This is a genomic window from Brevundimonas sp. MEB006b (assembly GCF_030209705.1).
GTDB lineage: Bacteria > Pseudomonadota > Alphaproteobacteria > Caulobacterales > Caulobacteraceae > Brevundimonas.
Genome location: NZ_JARVRL010000009.1, coordinates 63,663 through 77,859, shown reverse-complemented (window position 1 = coordinate 77,859; position 14,197 = coordinate 63,663). Strand labels below are relative to the sequence as shown.

The 14,197-nt window shown below is 66.9% G+C and carries 15 protein-coding genes; 5 read left to right on the top strand and 10 right to left on the bottom strand.

The genetic code is table 11. The annotated features are described in order from the left end of the window. Positions 1–45: 45 nt before the first annotated feature. From QRN13_RS13335 to petA, 3 genes are read right to left on the bottom strand one after another with little or no spacing between them, the layout of a single operon-like run. On the bottom strand, positions 46–921 hold the full coding sequence (locus QRN13_RS13335) for a cytochrome c1 (RefSeq protein WP_200918537.1): 876 nt from the start codon (positions 919–921) through the stop codon (positions 46–48). Between the two features lie 5 nt (positions 922–926). Beyond that, a complete protein-coding gene (locus QRN13_RS13330) occupies positions 927–2,231 on the bottom strand; it encodes a cytochrome b (protein WP_284878279.1) in 1,305 nt (434 codons plus the stop codon). Positions 2,232–2,247: 16 nt separating this feature from the next. Then, on the bottom strand, positions 2,248–2,805 hold the full coding sequence (gene petA, locus QRN13_RS13325) for a ubiquinol-cytochrome c reductase iron-sulfur subunit (protein WP_045810115.1): 558 nt from the start codon (positions 2,803–2,805) through the stop codon (positions 2,248–2,250). A gap of 193 nt (positions 2,806–2,998) precedes the next feature. On the opposite strand from petA, the gene QRN13_RS13320 reads away from it, so the two are divergent. Beyond that, complete coding sequence (locus QRN13_RS13320) at positions 2,999–3,454, top strand: tRNA (cytidine(34)-2'-O)-methyltransferase (protein WP_284878277.1); 456 nt, start codon at positions 2,999–3,001, stop codon at positions 3,452–3,454. Here QRN13_RS13320 and QRN13_RS13315 read toward each other — a convergent pair. Next, entirely contained in the window at positions 3,445–4,704 is a 1,260-nt protein-coding gene (locus QRN13_RS13315) for a dipeptidase (RefSeq protein ID WP_284878275.1), read from the bottom strand. The genes QRN13_RS13320 and QRN13_RS13315 overlap by 10 nt on opposite strands. A 103-nt stretch (positions 4,705–4,807) precedes the next feature. Between QRN13_RS13315 and hemF the strand changes: the two genes are divergently transcribed. Continuing rightward, positions 4,808–5,689, top strand: a complete 882-nt coding sequence (hemF, locus tag QRN13_RS13310) for an oxygen-dependent coproporphyrinogen oxidase (protein WP_284878463.1) — start codon at positions 4,808–4,810, stop codon at positions 5,687–5,689. A 146-nt stretch (positions 5,690–5,835) separates the two neighbouring features. On the opposite strand, the gene QRN13_RS13305 is transcribed toward hemF, so the two are convergent. Further along, on the bottom strand, positions 5,836–6,711 hold the full coding sequence (locus tag QRN13_RS13305) for a LysR family transcriptional regulator (protein ID WP_284878273.1): 876 nt from the start codon (positions 6,709–6,711) through the stop codon (positions 5,836–5,838). 79 nt (positions 6,712–6,790) lie between these two features. Between QRN13_RS13305 and QRN13_RS13300 the strand changes: the two genes are divergently transcribed. Then, positions 6,791–7,849: a YeiH family protein gene (locus tag QRN13_RS13300; protein ID WP_284878462.1), complete on the top strand. Its 1,059-nt coding sequence runs from the start codon at positions 6,791–6,793 to the stop codon at positions 7,847–7,849. Here QRN13_RS13300 and QRN13_RS13295 read toward each other — a convergent pair. Both QRN13_RS13295 and rlmJ read right to left on the bottom strand, forming a co-directional pair. Continuing rightward, positions 7,846–8,577 (bottom strand): glutamine amidotransferase-related protein, encoded by a 732-nt coding sequence (locus QRN13_RS13295; protein WP_284878272.1) that lies wholly within the window; start codon positions 8,575–8,577, stop codon positions 7,846–7,848. The two genes, QRN13_RS13300 and QRN13_RS13295, sit on opposite strands and share 4 nt — an antisense overlap. A 22-nt stretch (positions 8,578–8,599) precedes the next feature. Beyond that, complete coding sequence (rlmJ, locus tag QRN13_RS13290; protein ID WP_284878270.1) at positions 8,600–9,415, bottom strand: 23S rRNA (adenine(2030)-N(6))-methyltransferase RlmJ; 816 nt, start codon at positions 9,413–9,415, stop codon at positions 8,600–8,602. Between the two features lie 91 nt (positions 9,416–9,506). Here rlmJ and QRN13_RS13285 point away from each other — a divergent pair, with 91 nt between their 5' ends. Next, positions 9,507–9,851: a hypothetical protein gene (locus QRN13_RS13285; protein ID WP_284878269.1), complete on the top strand. Its 345-nt coding sequence runs from the start codon at positions 9,507–9,509 to the stop codon at positions 9,849–9,851. Continuing rightward, positions 9,851–10,873: a DNA topoisomerase IB gene (locus QRN13_RS13280; RefSeq protein WP_284878268.1), complete on the top strand. Its 1,023-nt coding sequence runs from the start codon at positions 9,851–9,853 to the stop codon at positions 10,871–10,873. Before QRN13_RS13285 ends, QRN13_RS13280 begins: the two co-directional genes overlap by 1 nt. Before the next feature lie 17 nt (positions 10,874–10,890). Here the strand turns inward: QRN13_RS13280 and tdh are convergent, their stop codons facing one another. The 3 genes from tdh to QRN13_RS13265 form a co-directional block, all read right to left on the bottom strand. Further along, positions 10,891–11,943 (bottom strand): L-threonine 3-dehydrogenase, encoded by a 1,053-nt coding sequence (gene tdh, locus QRN13_RS13275; RefSeq protein WP_055807997.1) that lies wholly within the window; start codon positions 11,941–11,943, stop codon positions 10,891–10,893. Between the two features lie 105 nt (positions 11,944–12,048). Then, positions 12,049–13,239: a glycine C-acetyltransferase gene (locus QRN13_RS13270; RefSeq protein WP_284878267.1), complete on the bottom strand. Its 1,191-nt coding sequence runs from the start codon at positions 13,237–13,239 to the stop codon at positions 12,049–12,051. A gap of 42 nt (positions 13,240–13,281) precedes the next feature. Further along, positions 13,282–14,196: a DUF4232 domain-containing protein gene (locus QRN13_RS13265; RefSeq protein ID WP_284878266.1), complete on the bottom strand. Its 915-nt coding sequence runs from the start codon at positions 14,194–14,196 to the stop codon at positions 13,282–13,284. Position 14,197: the final 1 nt, after the last annotated feature.

Sequence of the window (14,197 nt, the reverse complement as noted above, 5' to 3'; positions counted from 1 at the left end):
GGCGAACCTTGGCGGGCTTACGAGTTCGATCCCGCAGCGTAGCCCTTAGTGGGCGACGCCCTTCCAGATGCGGCGGTAGGCGACATAGGTGATGCCGGCGAACAGCAGCAGATAGATCATCACGCCCAGACCGGCCTGCTTGCGCTCGACCATCTTCGGCTCGGACGTCCAGGCGATGAAGGCCGCGACGTCCTTGGCGTATTGATCGACCGTCTGCGGCGAGCCGTCGTCATAGGTCACCTGACCGTTCTGAAGCGGCGGCGGCATGGCGATGAAGCCGCCGGGCGGGACGTCCTTGTGGTCGCCCGTCCAGAACGGCGTCAGGTCGCCGGCCATATAGGGGTTGTAGTGCTGACCCTCGCGGATCTGCAGGCCGGCCGGCGCGGCCTTGTAGCCCGACAGCAGCGAATAGATGTAGTTCGCGCCGTCGTGACGGGCCTTGGCCATGACCGAAAGGTCGGGCGGCGCGGCGCCGCCATTGCCCGCCGCCGCCGCCGTGGCGTTGGGATAGGGGGCGCGGAACTTGTCGGCGGGGGTGGCGTCACGCTGGATCGCCTCACCGGTCTCGCTGTCGATGTCGCCGACCTGATTTTCCTTGGCCAGAGCCTTCACGACGGGATTGTCGTTCGGGTTCGGGTACTTCGGATTCCAGAACGGCCCATGACGGTCGCCCAGGTTCCGATAGTGCATCAGGTTCATGCTGTGACAGGCGGCGCAGACCTCGTGATAGACCTTATAGCCGCGTTGCAGCTGGCCCTGGTCATAGGTGCCGAACGGCCCTTCGAAGCTGAACCCGCCCGAGCGCGGATGGGCCGCAGCGCCCGCCGCCATGGCGGGAGCGGCCGCGCTCAACAGACCCAGCGCAATCGCGGCCGAGGCGATGATCGTCTTGAACGACACGGTCTTCATTCCAATCGTCATGATCTTCAGACCTTGTACTCGACGGCGCCGGCGCCGGTCAGGACCGGCTCGGAGATCGTCGCCGGGATCGGCAGCGGCTGCTCCTTCAACCCGACCAACGGCATGATGATCAGGAAGAAGACGAAGTAATAAAGGGTGAAGACCCGCGTCAGCCACAGGTAGGAGTTCAGGTCGCCGTCGATCAGGGTGAAGGTCTTGAACGACCCGATCACCGGCGCGTCAGGCAGTTGACCACCGCACCAGCCCAGGCCCACGCCCACCACCAGGAAGATGATGAAGAAGGTCCGCATCGTCGGGCGATAGCGCATCGAGCGCACCTTGGACGTATCCAGCCAGGGCAGGACGAACAGCACGCCGATGGCGCTGAACATCGCCACCACGCCGCCGAACTTGTCCGGGATGGCGCGCAGGATCGCGTAGAAGGGCAGCATGTACCACTCGGGCACGATGTGCGCCGGCGTCTGCAGCGGGTTGGCCGGGATATAGTTGTCGGCGTGGCCCAGCGCGTTCGGCTGATAGAAGACGAAAATGGCGAACAGGATCAGGAACAGGATGATCGCAAAGCCGTCCTTGACCGTGAAATACGGGTGGAAGGGCAGCGTATCCTTCTTCTCCCGATCCTTTGGGATCAGGATGCCGACCGGGTTGTTCTGACCGGCCGAGTGCAGCGCCCAAAGGTGCAGCACGACGCAGCCCAGGATGGCGAACGGCAGCAGATAGTGCAGCGAGAAGAAGCGGTTCAGCGTCGCATTGTCGATAGCCGGGCCGCCGCGCAGCCAGATCAGGATCGGCTCGCCCAGCACCGGGATGGCGCCGATCAGGTTGGTGATGACTTCAGCGCCCCAGAACGACATCTGGCCCCACGGCAGGACGTAGCCCAGGAAGGCGGTGGCGATCATCAGGAAGAAGATCACGCAGCCGATGATCCAGATCATCTCGCGCGGCGCCTTGTACGAGCCGTAGTAGAGGCCGCGCAGCATGTGCAGATAGACGGCGATGAAGAACATCGACGCGCCGTTGGCGTGGACATAGCGGATCAGCCAGCCGCCGTTCACGTCGCGCATGATGCGCTCGACCGAGGCGAAGGCCAGATCGACGTTCGGCGTATAGTGCATGGCCAGGACGATGCCGGTGACGATCTGCGTCATCAGGCACAGGGCCAGGATGCCTCCGAAGGTCCACCAGTAGTTCAGGTTCCGCGGCGTCGGCAGGGACATGTAGTCCGCGCCGAAACGGATGATCGGCAGCCGGGTGTCCAGCCACTTCTCGACGCCCGTCTTCGGGACGTAGGTGCTCTCGTGATCGCTCATGATTCCCCCTTGGTCCTCAGCCGATCTTGACGCGGGTGTCGGACAGATAATCGTATTCCGGCACCACCAGGTTCAGAGGCGCCGGCCCCTTACGAATGCGGCCGGAAGCGTCGTAGTGCGAGCCGTGGCAGGGGCAGAACCAGCCGCCGTAATCGCCCGCGCCAAAGGTCGGCACGCAACCCAGGTGCGTACACGAACCGATGACGACCAGATATTTCTCGTGACCCGGCTTGGTGCGCTCGGCGTCGGTCTGGGGCTGTTTCAGGTCCGGAGCGTGATCGTCCGCGATGACCTTCTGCAGCTCGGCCGGGGTGCGGTAACGCACGAACACCGGCTTGCCCTGCCATTTGATGACGACCTGCTGGCCTTCCTGAACCTTGGTCAGGTCGAACTCGATCGACGCCAGCGCCAGCGTATCGGCCGCCGGATTCATCTGGTTGATCAGCGGCCAGGCGATCATGGCGCCCGCGCCGACCGCTGCGGCGCCCGCCGCGATGTAAATAAAGTCCCGACGATTGGGATCACCGCCCTCAGGGCTGTGACCGTCTTCCGTATGCACGACCGATTCGGCCACGTTTCCACCTCTCGAACGCCGCAGAAGACCCCCAAGGGCGTCCCCAGCCACGGCACGAACCAACAAAAGACGCCGGGAATCCCCGACGGCCCGTGACTTGCGCCGCGTGGACGCAAGCTGCTGACGTTTCTTGCGAAACGCTCGCAAACAGACCGCGACAAACCCCCTCGCCGCGCGTATGTCAGGCCTTAGAATGCGTCTCGCCCTTTTTCAACCGGACATTCCTCAGAACGTCGGAGCCTGCATCCGATTGTCGGCCTGTTTCGGCGTCGATCTGCATGTGATCGAGCCGACGGGCTTCCGTTTCGACGACCGCGCCATGAAGCGCGCGGCCCTCGACTACGGCCCGCTGTCCCACATGACCCGCCACGCCGACTGGGAGGCCTTCCAGGCGGATCGTCCGGCCGGGCGGCTGGTGCTGCTTACGACCAAGGGCGCGACTCCCCTGCCCGATTTCGTCTTCCGGCCCGACGATACCCTGCTGTTCGGCAAGGAAAGCGCCGGCGCCCCCGACTATGTCCACGCCGCCGCCGACGCGCGTGTCGTCGTGCCGCTTAGGCCCGACGCCCGCTCGCTGAACCTGTCCGTCACCGCCGGCATCGCCCTGTGGGAAGGCCTGCGCCAGACGGGCGCCGTCGGTCAGTTCTGAGCCGAAGCGGGCTCCAGCCGCGCCATCGACGGGCGTTCGCCGGACTTTGACGCCGCCACGGCCTCGACCGACCGCATCACCCGCAGCAGGTTCTCGCCGGCGATCTTGCGGATGTCGGCCTCAGTCCAGCCCGCCGCCATCAGGGCCGCCAGGATGCGTGGATAGGCGTCCACCCCGCCCATGCCTTCCGGCAGGCTGCCGATGCCGTCGAAGTCGGCGCCCAGGCCGACGTGATCGATGCCCGCCACCTCGCGCACGTGCTGAATATGCGCCACCACGTCGGCCAGAGTCGCCTGAGGCGTCGGATTGGCGGCGGTCCAGGCCGTCAGCCCGGCCTCGACCGCGCCGGGATCGCCGGGGTTCAGGGTCTTCAGCCGCGCTTCCTCGCCCGCCTTGGCCCCGTTCCAGGCCCGCACCGCCTCGGACACGAAACCGGGGGCCAGGTTGATCATCACGATGCCGCCGTCCTGCGGCATCATCCGCAGCACCCGATCCGGCACATTGCGCGGATGATCCGTGACCGCCCGCGCCGACGAATGGGAGAAGATCACCGGCGCATCGGACACGCGCATGGCGTCCAGCATCGTCTCCTCGGAGACGTGGCTGAGGTCGACCATCATGCCCAGCCGGTTCATCTCCTTGACCACCGCCTCGCCGAACGGGCTGAGCCCGCCCCACTTCGGCGCGTCCGTCGCGCTGTCAGCCCAGGTTGTGGTCTTGGAGTGGGTCAGGGTCATGTAGCGCGCGCCGGCCCGGTAGAACTCGCGCAGCAGGGCCAGGGAATCGTCGATCGAATAGCCGCCCTCCATCCCGATCAGGCTGGCGATCCGGCCCGATTTGAACACCGCATCCACCTCGTCCGCCGTGGTCGCCAGGCCGAAGGTGTCGGGGTGGGCGGCGATGATGCGTTTGGCCGTATCGATCTGCTCAAAGGTTTCCTCAACCGCCTCCAGCGGCGTCAGGCTGGCAGGCACATAGACGGACCAGAACTGCCCTCCGACGCCCCCGGCCCGCAGGCGCGCGATATCGGTATGCAGTTTGGTCGACGCCGCCAGATTCTTCGTCAGATCAACGGCGTAAACGTCATTTCCGTACTGCTGTCGCAACGCCCACGGCAGGTCGTTGTGCCCGTCGATCAGGGGCGTGGTCTTCAAAATCTCCATCACACGCGCCTCATCGGCGTCCTGAGCGTGGGCCACCCCTCCCAGCGCGAGCGATACGACGGCGACGGAAACGAGACGGCGGATCATGGGCGGGCTTCCTGAAAACGGCAGGCGGCCATTAGCGCCCGCGATTCTGCTTATGACAACCTGTCCGGATGACGCCGCCGCCGCGACGTGGTTCAAGCGCGCCATGAGCGACGCCGTCTTCTCCGATCCGCTCGACCTGAAGAAGGTCGAGACCCGCGCCTGGTTCGAACATCTGCGCGACCGCATCCATGCGGCCTTCGAGGCGCTGGAGGATGCCGCCCCCGCCGACCTGTTCCCCGGCGAGCCCGGTCGCTTCGTCCGCACCGCATGGGAACGGCCCGAGGGCGGCGGCGGCGTCATGGGCATGATGCACGGTCGCCTGTTCGAAAAGGTCGGCGTCCACGTCTCGACGGTGCATGGCGCCTTTCCCCCCGACTACGCCAAGAACGTGCCCGGCGCCGACGTCGATCCGCGCTTCTTCGCGACGGGGATCAGCCTGATTTGCCACCCCGTCAGCCCGCGCATTCCGGCCGTGCATATGAACACGCGCTTCATCACCACGACAAAAAGCTGGTTCGGCGGCGGCGGCGACCTGACGCCCGTGCTGATGGCGGATCGTCGTCAGGATCACCCCGACACCGTCGCCTTCCACGCGGCCATGCAGGCCGCCTGCGACGCCCACGACCCGACCTGGCACGCCAAATACAAGGCCTGGTGCGACGAGTATTTCTACCTGCCCCACCGCAAGGAGCCGCGCGGCACAGGCGGCGTCTTCTATGACCATCACGACAGCGGCGACTATGACCGCGACTTCGCCTTCACCCGCGACATCGGCCTGGCCTTCCTGGACGTGTATCCTCGCATCGTCGCCGCGCGCATGGCCGAGCCCTGGACGGCCGATGAGCGCGAGGAACAGCTGATTCGCCGGGGCCGCTACGTCGAGTTCAACCTGCTCTACGACCGCGGCACCATGTTCGGACTGAAGACGGGCGGGAACGTCGACTCGATCCTGTCGTCCATGCCGCCGATGGTGAAGTGGCCCTAAATAAATCCGCTCATCCCCTCGAGAGCGAGGACCCAGTATCGTCGTTCGCACGACTGTCTGGATGACATCCTCGAACCCGCCCAAACATTGATCGCCTAAAGGACTGGGTCCCCGCTTTCGCGGGGATGAGCGGGATTGGGGGAGATTTACCCCATCGACTCGACGAACACGTCGCCGGCCCGGCTGCGATACCGTTCGCGGTGTCGTAACAGGCGAAACGGTCGCTCGGGCAGGGTGAAGGGCGCCGTCACCAGCCGCCCTGCGGCCACCGACGCATAGGCCACGCTTTCCGACAGGGCCGTGGCCCCCGCCCCCGCCTCGGCCGCCGCCAGCACGGCTTCGTTCGACGGCAGGGTCATCGATACCGACAGGGTCGCGGGATCGACCCCGATGTCCCGCACCGCCGCCTCCAGCGTCGAGCGCGTGCCCGATCCGACTTCGCGCAACACCCATGGCCGGCCCGCCAGATCCTTCGCCTCCAGCCGACGTCGCGTCGCCCATGGATGGTCCGGCGTCACCAGCACGGCCAGCCGGTCCGACCCCACCTGAACCTGCGACAGTGCCGGTTCGTCCACCGCCCCCTCGACCAGGCCGATCTCGGCGGCCCCGCTCAACACCGCCTGGGCCGCCTCGCGCGTATTGCCGATCTCGACGGCCAGTTCGACGCCGGGATAGGCCTTATGGAAATCCACCAGCCGGCGCGGCAGCCAGTAGCTGGCGATGGTCTGGCTGGCGAACACCGCCAGCCGCCCGCGCCGCAGGGCGCTCATGTCCGCCAGCGCCGCCTCGGCCGCCGCCGCTCGCGCCAGCACCGCCTTGGCCTCGGGCAGGAAGGCGCGGCCGGTCTCGTTCAGCACCACGCCCCGACCAACCCGATCGAACAGTCGCACGTCATGCTCGGCTTCCAACGCGGCCAGGGCATTCGACACGGCCGATTGGGTCAGGTTCAGCGCCCTCGCCGCCGCCGTCACATGGTCACGCTCGGCGACGGCGACGAAGATACGCAGGCGTTCCAAGGTCACGATTGATCTCCAAATCGGATTGAAACGACCATAACTATCCGTTGGACCGGCGTCGAGGGCAGGAGCATCACGCTTGACGATGAAGTCCGCCGCCCTGCCCGCCCCCTTCCAAACGCCCACTTTGGCGTCGGTGACGGCGTTCGTGCGCAAAATCCGGCCCGGCGTCATGCTGTGCCTGTTGGTCACTCTGGCCGCCATCGGCCTGACCAGCATCGAGCGCGACGTAATCGGCCATGTCTGGCTGGAGCCGCTGGTGCTGGCCATCCTGCTGGGCGCCGCCATCCGCACCGCCTGGACGCCAGATACGCGGTTCAAGGCCGGCATCGACTTCTCGGCCAAGACCCTGCTGGAGGTCGCGGTGGTGCTGCTCGGCGCCTCGGTCAGCGCCGCCACCCTGTCGTCGCTGGGCGTCGGCTTCGTCCTGGGCATCTTCGCCCTGGTCGCGCTGGCCATCGTCGTCGGTTTCGCCGTCGGCCGCGCCCTCGGCCTGAACCCGCGCATGGCTCTGCTGGTCGCCTGCGGCAACGCCATCTGCGGCAACTCCGCCATCGCCGCCGTCGCCCCCGTCATCGACGCCGACGGGAAAGAGGTCGCCGCCTCCATCGCCTTCACCGCCGTGCTTGGCGTGATCGTGGTTCTGGCCCTGCCCCTGCTGGGCGGCCTGATCCATCTAAACGGCCTGCAATACGGCGCCCTGGCTGGTCTGACCGTCTATGCGGTGCCGCAGGTTCTGGCCGCCGCTGCGCCCTTCGGCGCCCTCGCCACGCAAACCGGCACGGTGGTCAAGCTGGTGCGGGTGCTGATGCTGGGTCCCGTCATCCTCGCCCTGTCGCTGATCTTCCGCGACCGTGCGCCCGGCGCTGCAAAGCCCGGGCTGTCTCGCCTGTTGCCCTGGTTCATCATCGGCTTCCTGGTGATGATCGCCCTGCGCTCGTTTGACCTGATCCCGCAGGCCGCGCTGGCGCCCATGGCCGCCGCCTCGGGCCTGCTGACCGTCGTCGCCATGGCTGCCTTGGGTCTCCAGACCGACATCCGCGCCGTCGCCCGCGCCGGCGGCCGCGTCGTCGTCGCTGTCATCCTGTCGCTGGGCGCATTGGTGGTGCTGGCGCTGGCGCTGATCCGGCTGCTGGGCCTCTAGATCCCGCTGCCGTAGTCCTCGACTGGCGGCGGGGTAAGCAGCAGGAAGGCGCGGATCCAGGCGGTCAGCACGGCCCGGTCGTTGGGCCGCTTCAGACTGTCGATCGCCTGATCCGCCACATCGTGCGGAATGCGCGCGCCGCGCCGTCCCTCGATCAGGGCCGCCGCATAGTCCGGCTGAAACTCCGGGTGGCACTGGAACGAGATCGCGTCCTGCCCCCAGGCCAGACCGGCGTAGGGCGTGAACCCGCTGGAGGCGATCACCCGCGCATCATCCGAAACCGCGACGACCTGATCCTGGTGCGACACGGGAATGGCGATCGTGCGCGCCCTCGGATGCATCCACGGCGCATCCTCGCGCACGTCATAGCGGTGCAGCCCGACGCCCCAGCCCTTGGGCGATTTCTCGACCACCCCGCCGAACGCATGGGCCAGCGCCTGATGCCCGAAACAGATGCCGACCAGCCGCGTCCGCCCCCGCGCCGCCCTCAGCCAGTCGATCAACTGCGGAATCCACGGCAGGTCGTCATAGACCCCCGCCGCCGACCCCGTGACGATGGCCCCCTGGAAGACCGACGGATCATCGGGCAGGTGCCCCGACTGCACGTCGAACCGCGTCGTCGGCACGCCCTCGCCCAGCAGAGCCCGAAACCGCGCCGGATAGTCGTCGAAATCGTCCTTCAGATGCTCCGGCGGGTGCCCGGTTTCCAGAATGGCGATGCGCGTCATGCAACCAACCTAGTGACTGCGGTCAGAAGGTCCAGACCTCGGCCCGTCCGCCCGCTTCGCCGAGCGCCCCCGCGACCCAGCCGCAGATCTCGCTAGCGGCCGCTTCCGCGCCCGCCGGCGGATTGACCACCACCATGGCGCAGCCGTTCATCTTCATCGGATTGGTCAGCGGCCTCAGCCGCGCCTCGGCGACCAGGGTCGGCCCCGCCTTGCCCTGCAGCCGCCGGATGAAGCCGTCGAAGGTCTCCAGATCCTTCAGCGGCGTCCAGATGGCCACCGTCGCCGTCGGATCGCGCTTCACCACCGAAATCGCGGTCTCGGCCGAACGGATATAGTCGTCGGGCTTTTCGAACGGCGGGTCGATCAGCACCAGCGGCCCGCGCACCTTCGCCGCCTCCGCGACCACCGCCGCATAGCCGTCGCCCTCGCGCGCCTCGGCGTTCGCGCGCCCCGTCAGCGCCTCGGCCAGCATAGCCCGCACCAACGGGTTCAGCTCGAACCCGACATACCGACCGCCAGGCGTCAGCGCGTCCGCGATCAGCAAAGGCGACCCCGGATAGAACCGCGCCCCGCCATCGGGATTCAGCGCCGCGACCTCGCCCGCCAGCGTGTCCATCAGCGGCGTCCGCCCGTCGGCGGACATCAACCGCGCCACGCTGGCCTCGGCCTCCTTGGACCGCGCGCCGTCGCCTGACAGATCGTACAGCCCCGCCCCCGCATGGGTGTCGAACACCGTCAGCGGCCCCGACGCCTGCCGCGCCTTCACCAGCCACAGCACCAGGGCGTGCTTGACCAGGTCGGCGAAGTTTCCGGCGTGAAAGCTGTGGCGATAGTTCATGCCGCCTCGTCTCGCGCCCGGCCCGCGCGGTCAAGCGGAACTCGCGAGCCAGACACGGCGTTCGGCCTAAGTCCTTGTAAGGAAAGATGCGATGGCCGCCAAAACCACCCTCACCGACACGCAACGCAAGCCGCCTAAGGGCGTCGCGACCCAGGCCAAGCGCGGTCTCGACCTGCGCGACAAGCACGACCGGGGCGGCACGGAGGTCGGCGTGCGCCGCGCCCATCAGTTGGCGGATCAGAAGCCCGTCTCGGACAAGGACATCAAGGACATCTACAGCTATTTCGCCCGCCACTCCGTGGACAAGGACGGCAAGGGCTGGGGCAGCCGCACCGATCCTTCGGCCGGCTATATCGCCTGGCTGCTGTGGGGCGGCGATCCGGCCGAGCGCTGGATCAAACGGCTGCATGACCGCCTGGAAAAGGCGAACGGGTGATGGCCGACGGATCGCACGCCTTCGACATCGCCGCCGAAGTTCCCCAGGGCCTCAGCTATTGCTGCGACGAGTTCGCGGGCCTGACGCGCCGCCGCGCCGGCAAGGGCTGGTCGTATCGCGACGCCAAGGGCAAGACCGTTACGGACGCTAAGACATTGGCCCGCATCCGCGCCTTGGCCATTCCGCCCGCCTGGACCGACGTCTGGATCTGTCCCAAGGCCAACGGCCATATCCAGGCGACCGGCCGGGATGTGAAGGGCCGCAAACAATACCGCTATCACAACGACTGGAGCACGGCCCGCTCCGAGAACAAGTTCGACAAGCTGCCGGCCTTCTCGCGGAACCTGCCGAAACTGCGGGAGAAGGTCGAACATGATCTGGCTCTTCGCGGCGTCTGTCGCGACAAGGTGCTGGCGACAGCCGTGCGCCTGCTGGAGATCACCCTGATCCGCGTTGGCAACTCCATCTACGCCAAACAGAACCGCAGCTACGGCCTGACGACCCTGCACAAGCGCCACATTGATGTCGACGGCGCGGCCCTGACGTTTGAGTTTCGCGGCAAGAGCGGCAAGGATCACAGCGTCAGCGTCAAGGACCGCCGCCTGGCCAAGGTCGTGCGACAGCTGGAAGGCCTGCCCGGCCAGCAACTATTCAAATACCGCGCGGCCGACGGCACGCTGTGCCCGGTCGATTCCGACGACGTGAACGCCTACATCCGCGAGGCGATGGGCGAGCAGTTCTCGGCCAAGGACTTCCGCACCTGGGCCGGCACCGTCTCGGCGGCGCGGGCGCTGCGCGACACCGAGGCCCCGACCTCGCCCACCGACGCCAAGCGAAAGATCACCGTCTGCGTCAAGGCCGTCGCCGGCCTCTTGGGCAACACCCCTACCGTCTGCCGCGCGTCCTACGTCCACCCCAAGGTCTTCGCCCTGTTCGAAAGCGGCGAGATCGGCAAGGCCTTGCCGGGATCGGAGACCAAGGGGTTCGAAAAGGCGCTGATCAAACAGCTGCTGGCTGTCTGATCAGCAGCATTCGTCTCTCAGGCCGCCTTGTCCCAGTCCAGCACGACCTTGCCCGACTGGCCCGATTTCATGGCTTCGAAGCCTTCGCGGTAGTCGGCGTAGCCCAGGCGGTGGGTGATCAGCGGGCTGAGGTCCAGGCCGGCTTTCAGCAGGCCCAGCATCTTGCGCCAGGTGGTGAACATCTCGCGGCCATAGACGCCCTTGATCGTCAGGGCCTTCAGGATGATCGCGCCCCAGTCGGTCTCCATCGGCTTGCCGGGAATGCCCAGCAGCGCCATGCCGCCGCCCATGATCAGGGTGTCGACGCACTGTTTGAAGGCGATGGGCGAGCCTGACATCTCCAGCGCCACGTCGAAGCCGACCTTCAGGCCCAGCTCCTTCATGACATCGTGGATGTCTTCCTTGGTCGTATTCACGGTGCGAACGCCCGGCGCGACCTTCTGCGCCAGCTCCAGCCGGAAGTCGTTGATGTCGGTGAGGACCACGGTTCGCGCGCCGGCGTGACGGGCCACGGCCGCGGCCATCATGCCGATGGGGCCGGCGCCGGTGACCAGCACATCCTCGCCCAGCAGGTCGAACTGCTGCGCCGTATGCACCGCATTGCCGAACGGATCGAGGATCGAGCCGATCTCATAGGGCACGTCGTCCGGCAGTTCGATCACGTTGAAGGCCGGGGCCACGACGAACTCGGCGAAGGCGCCCTGGCGGTTCACGCCGATGCCGCGCGTCTTGGGGTCCAGGTGGAAATGACCGGCGCGGGCCGCTTCCGAGTTCAGGTCGATGACGTGGCCCTCGGCCGAGACGCGCTGGCCGATCTTCAGCGGGCGATCCACATCCTTGCCGATGGCGACGATCTCGCCGGCGAACTCGTGGCCGGTGATCATCGGGGTCGGAACGTTCTTCTGAGACCACTCGTCCCAGTTCCAGATGTGGATGTCGGTGCCGCAGACAGCCGTGCGATGCACCCGGATCAGCACATCCTCTGGTCCCGCCTCGGGAATCGGCGCGTCGATCAGTTCCAGGCCGACGCCAGGCGCGGTCTTGGCCAGGGCCTTCATCGTGTCGGTCATAGTCTCAACTCCCTGAAATCGTGGCTTCGGGTTCATCCCGAAACCTGCGGCTGAGGCCCCACGCCTCCTCGCCGCTTGGCTTTCGTCGATGGCGCCCGAAAAGGGCTAAATGACGCCGAGTTCCCGACCCGCCTGGGTGAACACTTCGACCGTGCGGTCGATCTGGTCGAAGGTATGGGCCGCCGACATCTGTGTGCGGATGCGGGCCTGGCCGCGCGGCACGACGGGGAACGAAAACCCGATCACATAGACGCCCAGCTCCAGCGCCCGGGCCGCAAAATCCTGCGCCAGTTTGGCGTCGCCCAGCATGACAGGGATGATCGGATGCTCGCCGTCCAGCAGGGTGAAGCCTGCGTCCGACATGGCCCCGCGATAGCGATGGGCGTTGGCCGAAAGGCGGGTGCGCAACGCATCTCCCTCGGCGCCTTGTGCGATTCGGATCGCCTCCAGGCTGGATCCGCACACAGCCGGCGCCAGGGCGTTGGAGAACAGATAGGGCCGCGCCCGCTGTTTCAGCAGTTCGACCACCGACTTCTTCGCGCAGATGAAACCGCCCATGGCGCCGCCCAGGGCTTTGCCGAAGGTGCCGGTGACGAAATCCACCTCGACACCGTGATGTGCGAACGAGCCCTTGCCTTGCGGGCCCAAAAAGCCCGTCGCGTGGCAGTCGTCCACCATGATCAGGGCGTCGTATTTGTCGGCCAGCGCCCGGATCTCGTCCAGCTTGGCGATATAGCCGTCCATCGAGAAGGCGCCGTCGGTGGCGATGATGATGTCACGCGCGCCCGCCGCGCGGGCCTCCTTCAGCCGGCTCTCCAGCTCGTCCATGTCGGAGTTGGCGAAGCGATAGCGTTTGGCCTTGCACAGCCGCACCCCGTCGATGATCGAGGCGTGGTTCAGGCTGTCGGAGACGATGGCGTCGTGCTCGCCCAGCAGCGGCTCGAACAGACCGCCGTTGGCGTCGAACGCGGCGGCGAACAGGATGGCGTCCTCGAAACCAAGATAGCTGGCGATGGCCGCTTCCAGTTCCTTGTGGATATCCAGCGTGCCGCAGATGAAACGCACGGACGCGGTGCCCGCGCCCCACTTCGCTTGCGCCGCCATCCCGGCCTGGGTCACGCGCTCGTCGCCGGCCAAGCCAAGATAGTTGTTGGCGCAGAAGTTCAGCACGTCGCGTCCGGCGACCTGGATCACAGGCCCCTGGCGCGAGGCGATGATGCGTTCGGGCTTGGTCAGGCCCTGGGCGTCGATCTCGGACAGTTCGCCGGCGACGCGGTCGTAGAAGCTCTGGGTCATGGGCCGCGACCTACGCCGATTTTCGATCGGTTTCCACCCGCCTCAGGTCGCCGGCGCCGGGTTGGCCTCGGCCCGAATCGGACTGACACGGATGCGGCCGCCGCAGGGACTGAACGAGAACGGCCGGCTGACGGCGGCCGTATCGCTGGGCGCCGTGACCTTTATCGTGGCCGCGTCGGGACACGTCTTTTGCATGGCTTCATTGGGCACGACGCTCCAGGCCATTTCGAAATAGGCCTTGGCCCGGGGGGCCAGCTCGACTGGCGTGGGGGCCTGGCCTTGGCGGAAATAGCTTCCTGGACTCTGTTCGGCGCGGATGGACGACAAGGTGCGTCCGCGCGCGTCCTGCAAGGTCACTGTTGGATAGCCGGTCAGACTGCAGGCCTGGGTTCCAATATTCTGAAGACTGAAGTTGCTGACCCGATTTCCCGCACCCGCATCCCCGTCGCCCGCCGCCAGCGTCAGTTGCGGCCCCTTGCAGGGCAGCGCAGCGGGCAAGACCCCGCCGGTCGCCTCGGTCGGCGCCTGACCCGGCGCCGGCAGCGGTCCGGGCGTCGCATCAGCGCCAGGAATCGGCCGCGAGCAGCGCTCCAGCACCGCGACACCGGTCGTGCCGTCCGGACCCAGTCGGCTTAGCGTGCCGCTCTCCTGTCCATCGCGCGTCGCCGTCCACCATTCCACCCCGCCGCCGACATAGCGGGCGCCGCTGGCGGCCTGCACCGAACGCAAAGCATAGGTCTGGTTCTGATGGGTCAGCTTGGCGTTGTCGCTGTCGACATACTGGACCTGAAGCGTCGCGCCGCTTTCGCAGGCATAACCGATCGAGGGCGCATCGGATGCAGGGGCAGCCGCTGGCTCGACCGGCGCGGCGGGCTGTTGGGGCTCGGTGCGAGAGCAGGCTGCGGCGCCGGTCAGGGCGGCGATGGCGACGAATGCGGTCAGGCGGTGCGACATCATG

What these genes read in the sequence shown, in the direction of transcription:
- QRN13_RS13335 (WP_200918537.1), bottom strand. Translation starts at nt 921, where the DNA reads ATGACGATTGGAATGAAGACCGTGTCGTTCAAGACGATCATCGCCTCG.
- QRN13_RS13330 (WP_284878279.1), bottom strand. Translation starts at nt 2,231, where the DNA reads ATGAGCGATCACGAGAGCACCTACGTCCCGAAGACGGGCGTCGAGAAG.
- QRN13_RS13320 (WP_284878277.1), top strand. Translation starts at nt 2,999, where the DNA reads ATGCGTCTCGCCCTTTTTCAACCGGACATTCCTCAGAACGTCGGAGCC.
- QRN13_RS13315 (WP_284878275.1), bottom strand. Translation starts at nt 4,704, where the DNA reads ATGATCCGCCGTCTCGTTTCCGTCGCCGTCGTATCGCTCGCGCTGGGA.
- hemF (WP_284878463.1), top strand. Translation starts at nt 4,808, where the DNA reads ATGAGCGACGCCGTCTTCTCCGATCCGCTCGACCTGAAGAAGGTCGAG.
- QRN13_RS13300 (WP_284878462.1), top strand. Translation starts at nt 6,791, where the DNA reads ATGAAGTCCGCCGCCCTGCCCGCCCCCTTCCAAACGCCCACTTTGGCG.
- QRN13_RS13295 (WP_284878272.1), bottom strand. Translation starts at nt 8,577, where the DNA reads ATGACGCGCATCGCCATTCTGGAAACCGGGCACCCGCCGGAGCATCTG.
- rlmJ (WP_284878270.1), bottom strand. Translation starts at nt 9,415, where the DNA reads ATGAACTATCGCCACAGCTTTCACGCCGGAAACTTCGCCGACCTGGTC.
- QRN13_RS13285 (WP_284878269.1), top strand. Translation starts at nt 9,507, where the DNA reads ATGGCCGCCAAAACCACCCTCACCGACACGCAACGCAAGCCGCCTAAG.
- QRN13_RS13280 (WP_284878268.1), top strand. Translation starts at nt 9,851, where the DNA reads ATGGCCGACGGATCGCACGCCTTCGACATCGCCGCCGAAGTTCCCCAG.
- tdh (WP_055807997.1), bottom strand. Translation starts at nt 11,943, where the DNA reads ATGACCGACACGATGAAGGCCCTGGCCAAGACCGCGCCTGGCGTCGGC.
- QRN13_RS13270 (WP_284878267.1), bottom strand. Translation starts at nt 13,239, where the DNA reads ATGACCCAGAGCTTCTACGACCGCGTCGCCGGCGAACTGTCCGAGATC.
- QRN13_RS13265 (WP_284878266.1), bottom strand. Translation starts at nt 14,196, where the DNA reads ATGATGTCGCACCGCCTGACCGCATTCGTCGCCATCGCCGCCCTGACC.